This window comes from Gilliamella sp. Fer1-1 (assembly GCF_001690825.1).
In the GTDB taxonomy this organism is placed as follows: domain Bacteria; phylum Pseudomonadota; class Gammaproteobacteria; order Enterobacterales; family Orbaceae; genus Gilliamella; species Gilliamella apicola_C.
Window position 1 is genome coordinate 116,089 of the sequence record NZ_LZGX01000034.1, and the last position, 15,883, is coordinate 131,971.

Below are 15,883 nucleotides of genomic sequence, written 5' to 3' on the forward strand. Positions count from 1 at the left end.
AAATTATGATCGTGGGACTTATGGTAATTTTCTGATATGATAATCGTAATTTTTTATTTATTACGAGAGTTAATATGTTTGAGAATTTAACCGACCGTTTATCACAGACATTCCGCAATATCAGTGGCCGTGGGCGATTATCTGAAGACAATATCAAAGATGCACTACGCGATGTACGTATGGCATTACTTGAAGCTGATGTTGCACTGCCTGTGGTTCGTGACTTTATTAATCAAGTTAAAGAAAAAGCTGTTGGCTTAGATGTCAGCAAAAGTCTTACACCTGGTCAAGAATTCATTAAAATAGTTCAAGCCGAGCTGACAAGCGCAATGGGGGAAGTCAATAGTTCACTTAATTTGGCAACCCAGCCTCCCGCTGTCATGTTAATGGCAGGATTACAAGGTGCAGGTAAAACAACCAGTGTCGCTAAACTAGCTAAATTCCTCAAAGAAAAACAAAAAAAGAAAGTGCTAGTTGTGTCTGCGGACGTTTATCGACCCGCTGCAATTAAACAGTTAGAAACACTGGCTAAAGCGATTGATGTCGAATTCTTCCCATCTGATATTACTGAAAAACCTGTTAATATTGTTAATAAAGCAATTTCCCATGCAAAATTGCAATTTTTTGATGTGCTCATTGTCGATACCGCTGGTCGTTTGCACATTGATAATGACATGATGGATGAAATCAAAGCACTACATCAAGCAATTAATCCAATTGAAACATTGTTTGTGGTTGATGCTATGACAGGGCAAGATGCAGCAAACACAGCTAAAGCATTCAACGATGCTTTACCACTCACTGGTGTGATTTTAACCAAAGTTGATGGTGATGCTCGTGGTGGGGCAGCATTATCTATTCGCCATATCACAGGTAAACCAATTAAATTTTTAGGGATGGGAGAAAAAACTGATGCGTTAGAGCCATTTTACCCAGACCGTATTGCTTCGCGAATTTTGGGGATGGGAGATGTCATCTCTTTAATTGAAGAACTACAAAGTAATGTCGATCGCGAAAAAGCTGAAAAAATTGCTAGAAAGCTAAAAAAAGGCGACAAATTTGATTTTAACGATTTTCAAGATCAACTCAAACAGATGCGTAATATGGGCGGAATGGGAGCAATGCTGGCTAAATTACCGGGTGTTGGTCAACTTCCAGATCACATCAAAGCTCAAATGGATGATAAAATTACCATAAAAATGGAAGCAATTATTGGTTCAATGACATTAAAAGAGCGCGCTAACCCTGAAATTATTAAAGGATCGCGCAAACGCCGCATTGCAAATGGTTCAGGAACTCAAGTTCAAGATGTCAATAAACTATTAAAACAGTTCGAAGATATGCAAAAAATGATGAAGAAAATGAAAGGTGGAGGCATGATGAAAATGATGCGCCAAATGAAAGGATTAATGGGCGGAGGAGGCATGGGATTCCCACCTCGTTAAATCACCATATACACTGTTTTTAGCTAAAAAATAGCTTGTCCTATCTTTAACTAAAAGTTTTCTGCAAAGATTACCGTGCTCGCAACAGCACGGTATTACCGTTAATTGCTTGGTCTAGTCGATTTAAGCTTTGTCGGTTGACTGATTGCAAGTACTGTCCCCATCGACGATATAATGATAAAAACAATTGCTAACCACTGATAGTAGGTTAATTGTTCATGTAACACAATTAGTCCAGAAAGTGCTGCAAAAACGGGCGATAAACTCATTAATGTACTAAATGTTTTAGCCGGTAATTTAGGCAAAGCCATCATATCTAACCCATAAGGAATTGCCGATGCTAATAATGAAACGACAAAAACCATCGGAATAAGTTCTAATGAAAACATGGCGCTACCAGTTTGCCAGATACCGATAGGAAATAAAAAGCACGAAGCAATAACCGACCCAATTGCGACACTTGATGAACCATGAAGGGCGCTAGCTTTACGCCCAAATAAGATATAACATGCCCAACCACTTCCTGCTAATAGCGCATATAAAATCCCAATGGGATCTAAATGGTTTGATGCTTGATGAATAGGCAAAAGCATAGCAAGGCCGACAATGGCAACACCTAACCAAATAAAATCAAGCACTTTTCGAGAAGAGCACATTGCCACTACAATAGGTCCAGTGAGTTCAATGCCAACAGCAATACCTATCGGAATTCTTGCAATCGCGTTATAAAAAGCTAAATTCATACAACCAATTGATATGCCATATAAAAAAATGTATTTCAATGCTTTTTTGGTCATGACTTTGCGCCATGGTTTAAATATCAAAACTAACAAAATTGCCGAAAAAAATAACCGCCAAGCAGTCATTCCTTGAGGCCCGAGAATAGGAAACAAATATTTGGCTATAGATGCGCTACCTTGAACCGAAATCATTGAAATTAAAATAAAAAAAATAGGCAAAAATCTTCTAAGCATACAGAATTACCATAATTGAATTTTGAAATTATTGCATATACAACGGGTGACAAAGCATTTTAAGTAGGCATGCACTTGAACATAAAATTAACTAATAACAGACTAGTTTATCTGTTAATTAGTTCTCTCTTTTTACTGACAATAAGGCAAGATCTTGTAATGCTTGTTTATAGGGTGAATCGGGTAAAATAGCGACAACATCAAACGCTTTTTGAGCCTCTTCTTGAGCGGTTTGTAACGTAAAATCTAGCGACCCACATTCATCCATGATTTGTAATATACGATCTAATAAATTTCGCCCATTGCCTTGCTCTATTGCTTGACGAATTAAAGTTGCATCTTGAGCATTTTTAGTGTGGCGCATTGCATGTAAAAGCGGTAAGGTTGGTTTACCTTCGTTGAGATCATCGCCTAAATTTTTACCTAATTTTTGGTTGCTATCAGCACTATAATCGAGTAGATCATCAATGATTTGAAAAGCTGTACCTAAATATTTGCCATATTCTTGCAAAGCAATCTCTTGTTGCTCGTTTGCACCAGCTAAGACCGCAGCAGAATGCGCGGTCGCCTCAAATAAACGTGCGGTTTTACGATAAATAACATCTAAATATTGTTCTTTCGTGATATCGGGATCGTTACAATTAATCAATTGTTGTACTTCACCTTCAGCAATCACATTTGTTGCCGCCGACATGATCGTCAATACTTTAAAAGATTCTGTACGCACCATCATTTGAAAAGAACGTGTATAAATATAATCACCAACAAGCACACTTGCAGCATTACCAAAAATTGCATTAGCGGTCGATTTACCACGGCGTAAGTCAGACTCATCAACAACATCATCATGCAATAAAGTGGCAGTATGAATAAATTCAATAAAAGCTGCTGTGATAATATGTTTATCGCCTTGATAGTGAAGTGCTTTAGCAATTAATAATGCAATAACAGGGCGTATGCGCTTTCCACCACTACTAATGATGTAATTACCTAACTGATTAATTAAAGCCACATCAGAACTAAGTTCTGCTTGTATAGCTTGATTTACTTTTATTAAATCGTCTTTAACAAGATCGAGTATTTGATTCATTGACGGAGTGTTCATCAGCCTAACCATTACAAATAATAGATATCTATTTTCTATTATCTGATAAATATCATGATGCAACAAGGTCTTATCTATCATATTTCAAAAAATGCTACAAATGATAAGCATTTTCATCTAGAATACTTAACTTAAGTTAAAAATGATTATTGCTATGAAGATTAACTTTGATATAGACATAGATAATGCTAAAGCTCCTTTGAGCCCTACGAAAAAGAAGCCTAAGAGTCGCTATATATGTACATCGGCTTCCGTAGTGTCACATCTTGTATTATTTGCACTACTGTTTAGCTCGGCCTTATTTGCTGAAAATATTGTTATTGATGAAGGCGATAATGCAATTAAAGCTGTTATGGTCGATTTATCGCAATTGGCAGCTCCCGAGCAATCATTAGTAGAAAATACCCCCGATATTAAAGGTGTGGAAAATAGCGAACTTATTGATAATAAACCGATTGAAGAAATTCCCACTGATTCAGTTGTTGAACCAGAAGTTGTTAAAGAAGAAACAACCGATCCTATTGTTGAAAAAATACCTAACAAACCTACTGTAGATTCCCAAAAGAACATCGTGGTGAAAAAAGAATCAAAACAGAAGAAACAACGCTCACCAGCCCCAAAAGCTTCACGTCAACAAGTCAGGCAAGAGGTTGCCAGTGAAAATGTCGCTAATACTTCCGTAGCTCCAAAGATTTCAGATAGTCAGCGATATTCAGGCAACCCTTCACCAATTAGACGAAATCAACCCGAATACCCACGGCGAGCGCTTGATATGCGTTTAGAAGGTTATGTGATTGCTATGTTTGATGTTAACAAAGATGGGCGGGTTGAAAATATTCGGATAATAGAGGCTAATCCTAATAATATTTTTAATCGTTCAGTAATCAACGCCATGAAAAGTTGGAAGTATCAACCAATTGCTAGCAAAGATTTAAAAATAAAAATTATCTTTAATCGCGATAAATCAATTAGTCTAGGTTAATAATGATGTCGATAGAAAAGCCATAACTTCAATTAAGAAATTATGGCAACGATACAACTAATAAGCAAATTTGTTTGCCATCAATTTTTCAATTTTTACTGGATCTTTGGGCACATCAGAGGTCAATACTTCATTGCCTGACTCAGTAATTAAAATATTATCTTCAATCCGAATACCTATGCCTTTATATTGTGCCGGCACATTTGCATCTTGGTTAATATAAAGCCCTGGCTCAACTGTTAATACCATACCAGGCTCTAAAATGCGGTTGCGATCACTACCAACATCATGCACATCTATGCCTAACCAATGTCCTAAACTGTGCATATAATAGTGAGTGTAGGCTTTGTTAGCAATTAAAGTATCTATATCTCCTTGCATAATACCTAATTTAACTAAACCTTCTACCATCGTTCTAATAACATGATTATTCACATCCATAATTGATGTGCCTGGCTTAAATAATTTAATAGCTTGATATTGCGATGCTAAAACAATGTCATAAATTTCACGCTGAGCTTGGCTAAATTTACCATTAATCGGAAAAGTGCGTGTAATATCTCCTGCATAGTATTGGTATTCACAACCCGCATCAATCAAAACTAAATCACCATCTTTTAACTGATCACTGTTATTTTCATAATGTAAAATGCAACCATTATTACCACTACCTACAATAGTATTATAAGACGGTGAGCGGGCGCCATGCCAAGCAAACTCATGTAAAATTTCGGCCTCTAATTGATATTCATGCATATTCGGTTGACATTTTTGCATAGCGCTAATATGAGCTTTTGCACTAATCTTGCAAGCTTGACGTAAAAGTTCTATTTCAAAATCTGATTTAACCATGCGCATTTCATGGACGATAGGACGCCAATCAATTTTACAATTAGGCGCAGATAAATTCATTCTACTACCTTGTCGTAAGGTGTTAATCGCATGATCCACAATACCATCTGCATATGCATACTGTTGATCAGCATGATAAACTGCCGTTTTACCATTTAATAAATCAGGTAATATCCTATCAATTTCATCAAATAAATATGCCTCATCAATAAATATAGTCTTTAATGCGGCTTGCTGCCCTAAACGGTAACCTGTCCATATTTCTGCCAAAGCATCTTTTTTGCGGTTAAATAATACATATTTCGGTGTATTATCCTTTTGTTTAATAACCACAAAAACTGCTTCTGGTTCGGCAAAAAGAGTAAAATACCAAAAATCACTATTTTGTCGATATGGGTAATGCGTATCATTACTACGTACAACTTCTGGAGCTGCAAAAAAAAGAGCAATACTATTTGGCACCATTTCGGCTAATAATTTCTCTCGCCGTGCCAAGAGTTCTGTTTTGATATCGGTGTTTATCATTATAATGGCCTTGAGGTGTGTAATTACTATTATTAATGGATTGTTGGGCGAATATCTGGCTCATTAAATTCATCAAAACATAGCATCGAAGTTATGCGAACATACTCTTTTATTTCTTCAAAAGCAAAACCAAGTTCTTGCTGATCTTCATTTTCATCATAACCCAATTTAACAATTTGGCGAAGATCATAAATAGCCTCACCAACATCACCTTTGATGTGGTTAATTTTAGGTTGTACAAGTCCAATGCCAAGCAAGAAATGATTCACCCAGCCGACTAGATCATCAAGCTGCGCATATAAATCCTTATCACTTAGTAATAATTGGAAGCTGAAATCTTCTTCAAAGAATTGTTGTTTGGTAAGCGTATAAAGATGGCTTATTTTTTCATCTAATGATGCGGGCATTTTTTGACCATTGTTTAACATATCTTCAACCAATGGATGCCAACTTTCATCAAAATTACCGCCAGCTAATATGCCTGAAAGAAAACCGTGCAGTTCGGCTGCGGTAATACCTATTTTATTTTGAATTAGTTGACCATTAAATTCGTCATAATTAATCGCATTTGACATAAACTTCACCTTAGTCTTATTGCATCATAAAAAAATGTACTCTGCACTTTCTCTGATTATTAGTATATAATTATAAATAATAAACAGGTTCCTGCACTTTATAAAGGAATTATTTTGAACATTGTAGAATTAACCATGAAATTGTTTCTGCAGCTATTATTTTTTGTAGGATTATCATTATCATTAACTGCCTGTGGCTTATTTCTATCAAATAAAGGTATGATTGTCCTTGATGTGCGAAACAAAATACATACTAATGTAACAGGTCAAGATTTACCTAAAGCTTATAAATTAGGTGATAGTGAGCAAGAATTACAACGATTTGAAACTTTCTGTAGAGAAGAGATACGAGCATCACAGCTTGATGGTAGTGAAGAAATGGTTTTTGAAAATATAAAACATGGGATTCATGGACAGGTAGAATTTAAAAAATGCAGTGATAAGATCACGCGTATCTATCAGTATTGATCAAATATGACTATCTTAATAAATTAAGATAATACGATTGACCTAATATAAAAGATATATGAAATCTTACTAGCCTTTCAGGCTGTTTTTATTTATATTGGTCGCTAGAATGAAAATATTTTGGGAGTAAAATAATATGTATAAACAAGATGTAACCATTACAGCATCTAACGGTCTTCATACCCGCCCTGCTGCACAATTTGTTAAAGAAGCCAAAAACTTTAACGCAGAAATCACGGTCACATCTAATGGCAAAAGTGCAAGCGCTAAAAGCCTATTTAAATTACAAACATTAGCTTTATCACAAGGCACAACTATTACTATTGAAGCTGAAGGCGAAGACGAAAAAGAAGCTGTTGATCACTTAGTAAAATTAATTCCTGAGTTGGAATAAATAACTCCCGATTAGCTATGAATGGTTTTAAAATTGAATAAGGATTAAATGTTATGGTATCAGGTACACTTGTTTCCCCAGGTATCGCTTTTGCTAAAGCGCTATTATTAAAAGAAGAACCTATTGTTATTAGCAATAGACAAATTCTTGATAACAAGATTGACGCTGAGATTGAGCGCTTTAAGGAAGCTCGAGAAAAATCAAGCAAACAACTTCATGCGATCATGGAACGGGCGAAATCAACATTAGGAGAAGATAAAGCGGCCATTTTTGAAGGGCATATTATGCTTCTTGAAGATGAAGATCTTGAACAAGAAGTTATTTCTCGTATTCAAAGTAAGCACTCAAGCGCTGATGCTGCTGTTCAATCTGTTTTTGAAACTCAAGCTAAAGAGCTCGAAAATCTAGATGATGAATATCTAAAAGAACGCGCTGCAGATATTCGTGATATCGGTAAACGATTACTAAAAAATATTTTAGGTATTGAAATTGTTGACTTAAGTGCTATTAGCCAGCCATGTATTTTAGTTGCAACTGACTTAACGCCGTCTGAAACAGCTCAACTAAACTTAGAAATGGTATTGGGTTTTATTACTGATGCTGGTGGGCGCACCTCACATACCTCAATTATGGCTCGTTCTTTAGAAATCCCTGCTATCGTTGGCACATCTAATGCAACTCAAGCAATCAAACAAGGTGATTTCATTATTCTAGATGCGATCAATAATGCTATTTATATCAACCCAGATCACACTACTCAAGAAAAGTTAAAACAAGTTCAAGCTAAATACCTTAGTGACAAAGAAGAACTTGCTAAATTAAAAGATCTACCCGCTGTAACCCTTGACGGTCACCAAGTAGAAATTTGTGGCAATATTGGTACAGTACGGGATATTGCTGGTGCTGAACGTAATGGTTATGAAGGTGTTGGTTTATACCGCACAGAATTCTTATTTATGGATCGTGAAGCGTATCCTGACGAAGAAGAACAATTTAAAGCATATAAAGAAGTAGCTGAATCAACCAATGGCTTATCTGTGATTGTACGCACCATGGATATTGGTGGTGATAAAGATGTCCCATATATGCATTTACCAAAAGAAGAAAATCCATTCTTAGGTTGGCGAGCAATTCGTATCTGTTTAGATCGTAAAGAAGTGCTTCATGCACAATTACGTGCAATTTTACGTGCATCAGCATTTGGTAAATTGCGCATTATGTTCCCAATGATTATTTCTGTAGAAGAAATCCGCATATTAAAGTCTGAAATCAATATCCTTAAGGAACAATTAAATGCTGAAGGTAAAGCGTTTGATAAAAATATTGAAATTGGTGTAATGATTGAAACGCCAGCAGCTGCTGTAATTGCGCATCACTTAGCCAAGGAAGTCGATTTCTTTAGTATTGGAACCAATGACTTAACACAATATACGCTTGCCGTTGATCGTGGTAATGAATTAATTTCTCATCTTTATAATCCATTTTCACCTTCAGTACTAACACTAATCAAAAATGTTATAGATGCTTCTCATAAAGAAGGAAAATGGACTGGTATGTGTGGCGAACTTGCTGGTGATGAAAGAGCGACAATTTTATTACTTGGTATGGGGCTTGATGAATTTAGTATGAGCGCAGTATCAATTCCTAAAATTAAAAAATTAATTCGTAATACAAATTATGAAGAGGCGAAAAAATTTGCTGATACTGCATTAGAAAAAGCAACCGCCAAAGAAATTATTGATTTAATTGAAAATTACACTGCTGAAAAGCAAATTTGTTAGGAGACAATAATGGGTCTATTCGATAAAATTAAACAATTCGTATCCGATGATAATAAAAATGGCATCGAAATTATTGCCCCCTTAAGTGGCGAAATTGTCAAAATCGAAGATGTACCAGATGTGGTTTTTGCTGAAAAAATCGTTGGTGATGGTATTGCAATCAAACCTTCTGGTAACAAGATTGTTGCGCCATTAAATGGTAAAATTGGCAAAATATTTGAAACCAATCATGCTTTTGCTATTGAATCAGACGAAGGCATTGAGCTTTTCGTTCACTTTGGTATTGATACAGTAGAACTAAAAGGTGAAGGTTTTACTCGTGTTGCCGAAGAAGGCCAGCAAGTTAAAATTGGTGATACAATTATTGAGATTGATCTACCTCTACTTGAAAGTAAAGCCAAATCAGTATTAACACCTGTGGTTATTTCAAACATGGAAACTGTTGCCGAACTAACTAAGTTATCAGGTTCAGTTGAAGCGGGTCAAACACCGATAATGCGAGTTAAGAAGTAATAATCATTATTGATAAAAAAAACCTTCAGTGGAAACTGAAGGTTTTTTCTTTATATTCAAGCACTTTATTTCTTGAGACTTTTTAACGCCATTTTTTATATTGGTTAATTAAGTTGTTTGTCGACTCATCATGAGAGCTCACTGGTTTATTGTCCGCTAGCTCAGGTAAGATACGTCCAGCTAATTGCTTACCAAGTTCTACCCCCCATTGGTCAAAACTAAAGATATTTAAAATAATACCTTGGGTAAAGATCTTATGCTCATACATCGCAACTAATGCACCAAGTGAATAAGGCGTAATTTTTTTGACTAAAATTGAATTGGTAGGTTTATTGCCATCAAACACTTTAAATGGTACCACGGATTTCACTTCATCAAGATTTTTGCCAGAAGCAATAAATTCTTGCTCAACCTGCTGTGCTGTTTTACCAAAAGCTAAAGCTTCAGTTTGTGCAAAAAAGTTGGACAATAATTTTGGATGATGATCACCAATAGGATTATGGCTAATCGCTGGCGCAATAAAGTCACAAGGAATCAGTTTAGTCCCTTGATGAATTAATTGATAAAACGCATGCTGACCGTTCGTACCTGGCTCACCCCAAATAATTGGACCAGTAGTATAGGCAGTTTTATTACCATTTCGATCAACACTTTTACCATTTGATTCCATATTCCCTTGTTGAAAATAAGCAGCAAAACGATGCATATATTGATCATAAGGTAAAATTGCTTCAGTTTCAGCACCGCAAAAATTATTGTACCAAATACCAATTAGTGCCAATAATGCAGGTATATTTTTCTCGATTGGCGTACTTTGGAAATGCTTATCCATAGCATGGCCTCCAGCTAAAAATTGTTTAAAATTATCAAATCCAATTGATAATACAATTGATAAGCCAATAGCCGACCATGATGAATAGCGTCCGCCCACCCAATCCCAAAATTCAAACATATTAGCGGTATCGATGCCAAATTTTTCAACTTCCTTAGCATTAGTTGAAAGCGCAACAAAATGTAAAGCAACGGCTTTATCATCTTGAGCTGCATCAAGTAACCATGCTCGTGCTGTTTGTGCATTAGTCATGGTTTCTTGAGTGGTAAAAGTTTTAGATGCTACTAAAAATAATGTGGTTTCAGGATTCAAATTTTTAAGCGCTTCAACAATATGGGTACCATCAACATTAGAAACAAAATGCATATTTAAGTGGTTTTTATAGGGGCGTAACGCTTCGGTAATCATATGAGGACCCAGATCTGAACCACCAATTCCAATATTTACAACATCAGTGATCGCTTTTCCAGTATAACCTTTCCATTCGCCACTAATGATTTTTTTACTGAATGATTCCATCTTTGCCAGTACTGCATTAACATCATCCATCACATTCTTACCATCAACATAAATTGGGGTGTTTGATACATTACGAAGTGCGACATGCAATACAGCACGATCCTCTGTACGATTAATTTTTTCACCACTATACATAGCTTTAGTTGCACCAGCTAGATCGCATTCATCAGCTAATTTATAGAGTAGTTCTAACGTTTCTTGCGTTATCCTATTTTTGGATAAATCAACCAAAAACTCATCTTCAAAAGGAATGCTGAGATTTTCAACTCGTTTAGCTTCCTCTTTTAATATTTGCGCAATTGTTTTGCTGTGATGTTTTTCATAGCTAGCTTGAAGAGATTTCCAAGAATGGGTCGTAGTTGGATCAATTGACTTTAACATAACTTATTCCTTAAATAATATGACTCTACATCCATAATATAACTATGCCCAGCATGATGCAAGATAAGGATCTTATCGGATAAATTAAGTGTTATTGAAAATAATTGATATTGGATAGGCTATGCTCATTCAAATAACTTTTTTAAGGGGCAAGATAAATTTAACTCCAAAAAAGGCAAAGTATATGAATCAACAAAAACGTCCAAGACAAACTTTCAGCGCTGATTTCAAATTGCGAATAGTGAAACGTTATCTGCAAGGGGAAATCACGCAATGATTTGGTCAAAAAATAGGATCTCACACCATTTGCTTTAGAACGCTAGATAAATCAATCTAGTAAAAGTAACTCATTTAGCTCTAAGGGTAATCGCACTCCAAAACAAAATGAATTAATGGCCTTACACAAAAAGCTTAAACAGCTACGTATGGAAAACGAAATCCTAAAGCAGGCTGCACTAACAATAGCGCGAAAATCAAAATTCTAAAAAATAATCAACATCGTTATCCTATTGTGGCATTATGTCGCTACTTAGGAATATCAAGGCATCATGCCTAATATCAGTGCAAAGCTACAAAATATAAACCTACCTCATATTATGCAGAAGAAATATTGACGGCCTACAATTGTAGCTGTCAATCTTATAGCTCTAGGTGAATTCATTTTGCCTTAGAACAATTAGCCATCTGCGTTTCGCGTTGTCACATTGTTCGGGTAATGAAGTCACTATCATTGACATCTAAGTGCACAGTTAAACGTTACCAAATACATCAAACCGCAATTTTGTTGTTTGAATAGCTGTTGCCATTCCAAGTTGTATGAATTAGTGTAACCTATTCAAGATCGGCGAAGCTGGGGTGATTTTGTGAAAAATAAAAATACCAATCAATTAACACAATTAGATGATGTATCAACTGTTATTGGAGTAAAGTAATGAGCAAAATTGATTTTACCTTACATAATGTTCCATTATTACTTACGAGAAATAAAAGTAAGCAATGGCAAGAGGATATTATTCAAAGTTCAACAGCCTTATTAAACTTTTTAAAAAATAATGAATTATTAATTGGTCTTGAACCTTTTGATGATACAGGAAAATTAAAAACTGATACTGTTATTAAAATGTCAAACGTTACTCAAGAAGGCTTAGAATTATTCAAAACTACAGTAGATGAATGGTATAAATATCTCGCTAAAAGTACAGTTCCCGATAAGTATAAAAATATAAGCCGCCTAGAAAAAGGTTTAGCTAAAATTCGAAAAACTAAAAGCTAATTAAAAAATGAAAGGCTATAGTCATCAACATATAAAAGCTAATTTTCCAATAAGATAATTGTATGTACTAGCTCAAACTCTAATGATTAGCATAATTCTTAATGTAACAACCTCGACCTATTGGTAAGCAAAAAACACAGCAGACTCGGGCAGACCGATTACTACTATGATCACACCAACAGAATTGAAGGCTGTCGCAATCAAAGATACGGGAAACCCTGCAATATGATGTCACCGCAAACATATTGGATCGCAAATACAGAGAAGAATACATCAACCACAATCTGATCCGCTGTAACCAGCTCCTGGATTTCAGAGGGCACCGCTACAGCTACCGCCAGCAAGACCGAACCTAAACAGAACAGGCAATCGGCGCAACCTAGCACTACATCTACGACGTCTTAGATGAATATATCGAAAAACATCATCTAGACAGAGCCAACTCCACAACTGTACCCGCTTCCTGTGAGACAGCTTAAAAATAATTCAAGAAACTGGCCAAAACAATCCTACCAGCCTGTATATCCATACCGACTAGATCAGCTATAAATCACTGATACGCATAGAAAAAAGAAGTAGCGAAGATAAAGAAATATTCTACTGCCACACCGGTTAAACGATGCACCAGAAGAGCTTAACAATACAAATGGCGAAATACTTTGGGAATGCAGCTATCAGCTCAGGGGTAAACGAATTCAGGAAATCGAACACATACTAAGACAACAGAACATTAAATATCAGAGACAATATTTAGACAGAGAAACTGGATTACATTACAATACTTTTAGATGTTATGATCTAGACTATTGGCTGCTTTACCAAACCAAACCCGATTGGACTGCTAGGTGGGTTTAATCTGTATCAGTATGCGCCGAATGAGTTGATTTGGATTGCTTTTTTGGGTTAAGTTGTAATGCTATTAGCAATCCGGCAAATCTAGCTAAGGCATATAGAAAAGCTCTTGGAAGAAATTCTGGTTAAATAGGCAAAGGAAGAAATATAGCCACATCAAATTACAATATTGATGTTAATGGAAGATCCCTTAATGGCATGGCCGATGCAATTAGTGGTCAGAGATCTATATCAGGTTTTGTTAATATACCAGATTCAAATAATAGATTGTTTACAACAGTTAACCATCCACGTGCTTTTGATTCAGAAGTAAAAGCTCTTGAACATATTGGTAGCAAGATAACCCCCAATGCTAAAGGAACCATTGATCTTTTCTCATAACTTCCAACATGTAAATCATGCCTAGGAGGCATTAAACAGTTTGAAACTAGGTTTCCAAGCGTAAAAACAAATAGGCTTACAGGTGATTAAATGAATAAAAACAAATACATTCATATGATTGATAGTTTTATTTCTTTTTTAGAAAAAAAAGGGATTTCTGTTTTAGGCTGTAATGTAGAGCAGATAGCGCAACTGGAAAAAAAATATGGAAAGCTTCCTCAGTTTTATAAATTATATCTTGAAAAATTAGGATGTTATGCTGGTGATTTTAAGGCTGATACATGGATACTTTATTCTGATCTTGATGATATTAATGAAGAAACTATAGAATTAATGCATCAAAATAAAATAATTCCACCTAAAAATATGTTTGCCTTTTTAATGCACCAAGGATATACCACTTTGTTCTTTACTAATAGAAATATAGATGATCCGAAAGTTTATTGTTATACAGAATGTGAAGATATAGATGATATAAATAAAACTTTTAGCTTATGTCTAGCATCTGATATTAATGAGTATGTTAAATATGCTTAATTCATTAATTTGTTGTCTTAAATAAAAATATATGAAATGCAATATCCGATATACTCTATAGACTTAGAGTAATTAATATGATCTTAGATTTTTTACCTTTATCAAATATTGATGGAAATAAACTATCGGTGGCATCGAATAATAAGAAAATCCAGTTACCAAATAATGTTTTTTCATATTTTAAAAGATGACAAGAGTGTACGCTGCAAACAATGACATCATCTAGGAATGCAACTATCTGCTCTGGGGGATGAAACAGATTCAAGAAATCGAACACATACCAATACAACACAACCTTAGATATCAGGGACAATATTTAAACAGAAAAACAGACTTACATTACAATACATTCAGCTATTATGATCCGGATATAGGCCACTTTACCCAACTAGACACGATAGGCGATATTAATCTTTATCAGTATGCGCCTAATGGATTGGCTTGGATTGATCCGTGGTGAGGGAGTTGTGGATCAATTAAAGATTCATATCAACAAGCAAGAAATAACGCCTTGAAGTGACAGGAAAAAAGAGGTTTTTAAAGCTGAAAAATTTAATATGGGAAGATTTGATTCTACAAAAGAAAAGCCCATTGGAATGACTTCTGCTGATGGAAAAACTGGATTTAGGATTGAGTATGATGAAAGAAGTGGTGCTAATATAAGCGTATTTAGTGGAAAAAAGAAAGGAGAACATTTTTATTTGATGTTATAAAATCAATAGTAACTAAACTTCAAGACCTATTTAATCTTGCTTCTAAGCACCGGAGAGACTCATGACTCTTGATGATGAAATAAAAATGAAACTTTCGCTATTATCAGAACCACCAGAACTGGTTGATAATTGGGGAAATATTGCACATAAATTATCCAATTCTTTTGACTGGAAAGGAACCAAAATTGATTGGTCAAAAACTCTTAAACACAAAAGCAATCAACTTTTTGGAAGTTATTCCAGTTGGTTATCCACAATAAGAAAATTTATTGTAGATAATTATATATTTACTAAAATTAGAGAAAGCGGGGATATTTACTATATAAATGATTCCTCTTTAAATTTTGCAGTACATTTAAAATTTAATCAATTTGATAGTTTCCTTGCTCTTGCTATAGAAAATATTCCTCAACATCATTATTTTTTTGATTCTTCAAATAAATGGTGCCTTGTTATAAGTTCTGAAGGGTTTATTGATTTTGGATTATCACTAAAAGAATCTGTTTAATTTTATTGTCTGAAAATATTTACGATAAAAAAGAGTTTTCTTTTTAAACAATAGCAATTAAAACTTACCGGTATTTACGGCACAGTTCTTTAAGGCAATACAGCCTCAGCTTCTGTTAAAATAGCTACGATTTAATGTTCAACCATTTTTTCATCATTAAATCCCCCTTTTACTTTTATCATAGAGAATTTTCTACTTTTTTGCTGTACTATTTTATGAGTTAGTTACAGTATAAAACGTATGCCTGCGGTTTGGGCAACTAAATCTGATTTG

Annotated in this window: 16 protein-coding genes and 1 pseudogene; 12 read left to right on the forward strand and 5 right to left on the reverse strand. The window is 35.0% G+C overall.

What is annotated here, in order from left to right:
* The first annotated feature begins 74 nt into the window (after positions 1-74).
* On the forward strand, positions 75-1,445 hold the full coding sequence (gene ffh / locus A9G28_RS04960) for a signal recognition particle protein (protein WP_065567356.1): 1,371 nt from the start codon (positions 75-77) through the stop codon (positions 1,443-1,445).
* Positions 1,446-1,546: 101 nt separating this feature from the next.
* On the opposite strand, the gene A9G28_RS04965 is transcribed toward ffh, so the two are convergent.
* Complete coding sequence (locus A9G28_RS04965) at positions 1,547-2,419, reverse strand: EamA family transporter (protein ID WP_065579945.1); 873 nt, start codon at positions 2,417-2,419, stop codon at positions 1,547-1,549.
* 118 nt (positions 2,420-2,537) lie between these two features.
* The gene (ispB, locus tag A9G28_RS04970) at positions 2,538-3,524 is read right to left on the reverse strand and encodes an octaprenyl diphosphate synthase (RefSeq protein ID WP_065567355.1); all 987 of its coding nucleotides are present in this window, start codon (positions 3,522-3,524) and stop codon (positions 2,538-2,540) included.
* A gap of 256 nt (positions 3,525-3,780) precedes the next feature.
* Between ispB and A9G28_RS04975 the strand changes: the two genes are divergently transcribed.
* Positions 3,781-4,506 carry a TonB family protein gene (locus tag A9G28_RS04975; protein WP_176702112.1) on the forward strand — a complete coding sequence of 242 codons (726 nt, stop codon included), beginning with the start codon at positions 3,781-3,783 and terminating at the stop codon, positions 4,504-4,506.
* Positions 4,507-4,563: 57 nt separating this feature from the next.
* Here A9G28_RS04975 and pepP read toward each other — a convergent pair whose 3' ends face one another.
* Positions 4,564-5,880, reverse strand: a complete 1,317-nt coding sequence (gene pepP, locus A9G28_RS04980) for a Xaa-Pro aminopeptidase (RefSeq protein ID WP_442903025.1) — start codon at positions 5,878-5,880, stop codon at positions 4,564-4,566.
* Positions 5,881-5,915: 35 nt separating this feature from the next.
* Positions 5,916-6,458 (reverse strand): UPF0149 family protein, encoded by a 543-nt coding sequence (locus A9G28_RS04985; protein WP_065567352.1) that lies wholly within the window; start codon positions 6,456-6,458, stop codon positions 5,916-5,918.
* Positions 6,459-6,572: 114 nt separating this feature from the next.
* On the opposite strand from A9G28_RS04985, the gene A9G28_RS04990 reads away from it, so the two are divergent.
* From A9G28_RS04990 to crr, 4 genes are all read left to right on the forward strand, one after another.
* Complete coding sequence (locus A9G28_RS04990; protein WP_065652527.1) at positions 6,573-6,926, forward strand: hypothetical protein; 354 nt, start codon at positions 6,573-6,575, stop codon at positions 6,924-6,926.
* Positions 6,927-7,062: 136 nt separating this feature from the next.
* On the forward strand, positions 7,063-7,320 hold the full coding sequence (gene ptsH / locus A9G28_RS04995) for a phosphocarrier protein Hpr (RefSeq protein ID WP_065567350.1): 258 nt from the start codon (positions 7,063-7,065) through the stop codon (positions 7,318-7,320).
* Between the two features lie 53 nt (positions 7,321-7,373).
* Positions 7,374-9,101, forward strand: coding sequence for a phosphoenolpyruvate-protein phosphotransferase PtsI (ptsI, locus tag A9G28_RS05000; RefSeq protein WP_065567349.1), 1,728 nt, complete (start codon positions 7,374-7,376; stop codon positions 9,099-9,101).
* Positions 9,102-9,110: 9 nt separating this feature from the next.
* Complete coding sequence (gene crr / locus A9G28_RS05005) at positions 9,111-9,614, forward strand: PTS glucose transporter subunit IIA (RefSeq protein WP_065567348.1); 504 nt, start codon at positions 9,111-9,113, stop codon at positions 9,612-9,614.
* An 82-nt stretch (positions 9,615-9,696) separates the two neighbouring features.
* Here the strand turns inward: crr and pgi are convergent, their stop codons facing one another.
* Positions 9,697-11,346 carry a glucose-6-phosphate isomerase gene (gene pgi / locus A9G28_RS05010; protein WP_065579947.1) on the reverse strand — a complete coding sequence of 550 codons (1,650 nt, stop codon included), beginning with the start codon at positions 11,344-11,346 and terminating at the stop codon, positions 9,697-9,699.
* A 931-nt stretch (positions 11,347-12,277) separates the two neighbouring features.
* Between pgi and A9G28_RS05015 the strand changes: the two genes are divergently transcribed.
* The 6 genes and pseudogenes from A9G28_RS05015 (at position 12,278) to A9G28_RS05035 (ending at position 15,610) form a co-directional block, all read left to right on the forward strand.
* The gene (locus tag A9G28_RS05015; protein ID WP_065579948.1) at positions 12,278-12,619 is read left to right on the forward strand and encodes a hypothetical protein; all 342 of its coding nucleotides are present in this window, start codon (positions 12,278-12,280) and stop codon (positions 12,617-12,619) included.
* Positions 12,620-13,669: 1,050 nt separating this feature from the next.
* Positions 13,670-13,852 carry a hypothetical protein gene (locus A9G28_RS05020; protein WP_065579949.1) on the forward strand — a complete coding sequence of 61 codons (183 nt, stop codon included), beginning with the start codon at positions 13,670-13,672 and terminating at the stop codon, positions 13,850-13,852.
* A gap of 90 nt (positions 13,853-13,942) precedes the next feature.
* On the forward strand, positions 13,943-14,389 hold the full coding sequence (locus A9G28_RS05025) for an SMI1/KNR4 family protein (protein WP_065579950.1): 447 nt from the start codon (positions 13,943-13,945) through the stop codon (positions 14,387-14,389).
* A gap of 235 nt (positions 14,390-14,624) precedes the next feature.
* Positions 14,625-14,846, forward strand: a pseudogene (locus A9G28_RS05030) (RHS repeat-associated core domain-containing protein); the annotation flags it as partial.
* A 100-nt stretch (positions 14,847-14,946) separates the two neighbouring features.
* On the forward strand, positions 14,947-15,102 hold the full coding sequence (locus A9G28_RS13525; protein WP_176702113.1) for a hypothetical protein: 156 nt from the start codon (positions 14,947-14,949) through the stop codon (positions 15,100-15,102).
* A 61-nt stretch (positions 15,103-15,163) separates the two neighbouring features.
* Complete coding sequence (locus tag A9G28_RS05035; protein WP_065579952.1) at positions 15,164-15,610, forward strand: type IV secretion protein Rhs; 447 nt, start codon at positions 15,164-15,166, stop codon at positions 15,608-15,610.
* Positions 15,611-15,883: the final 273 nt, after the last annotated feature.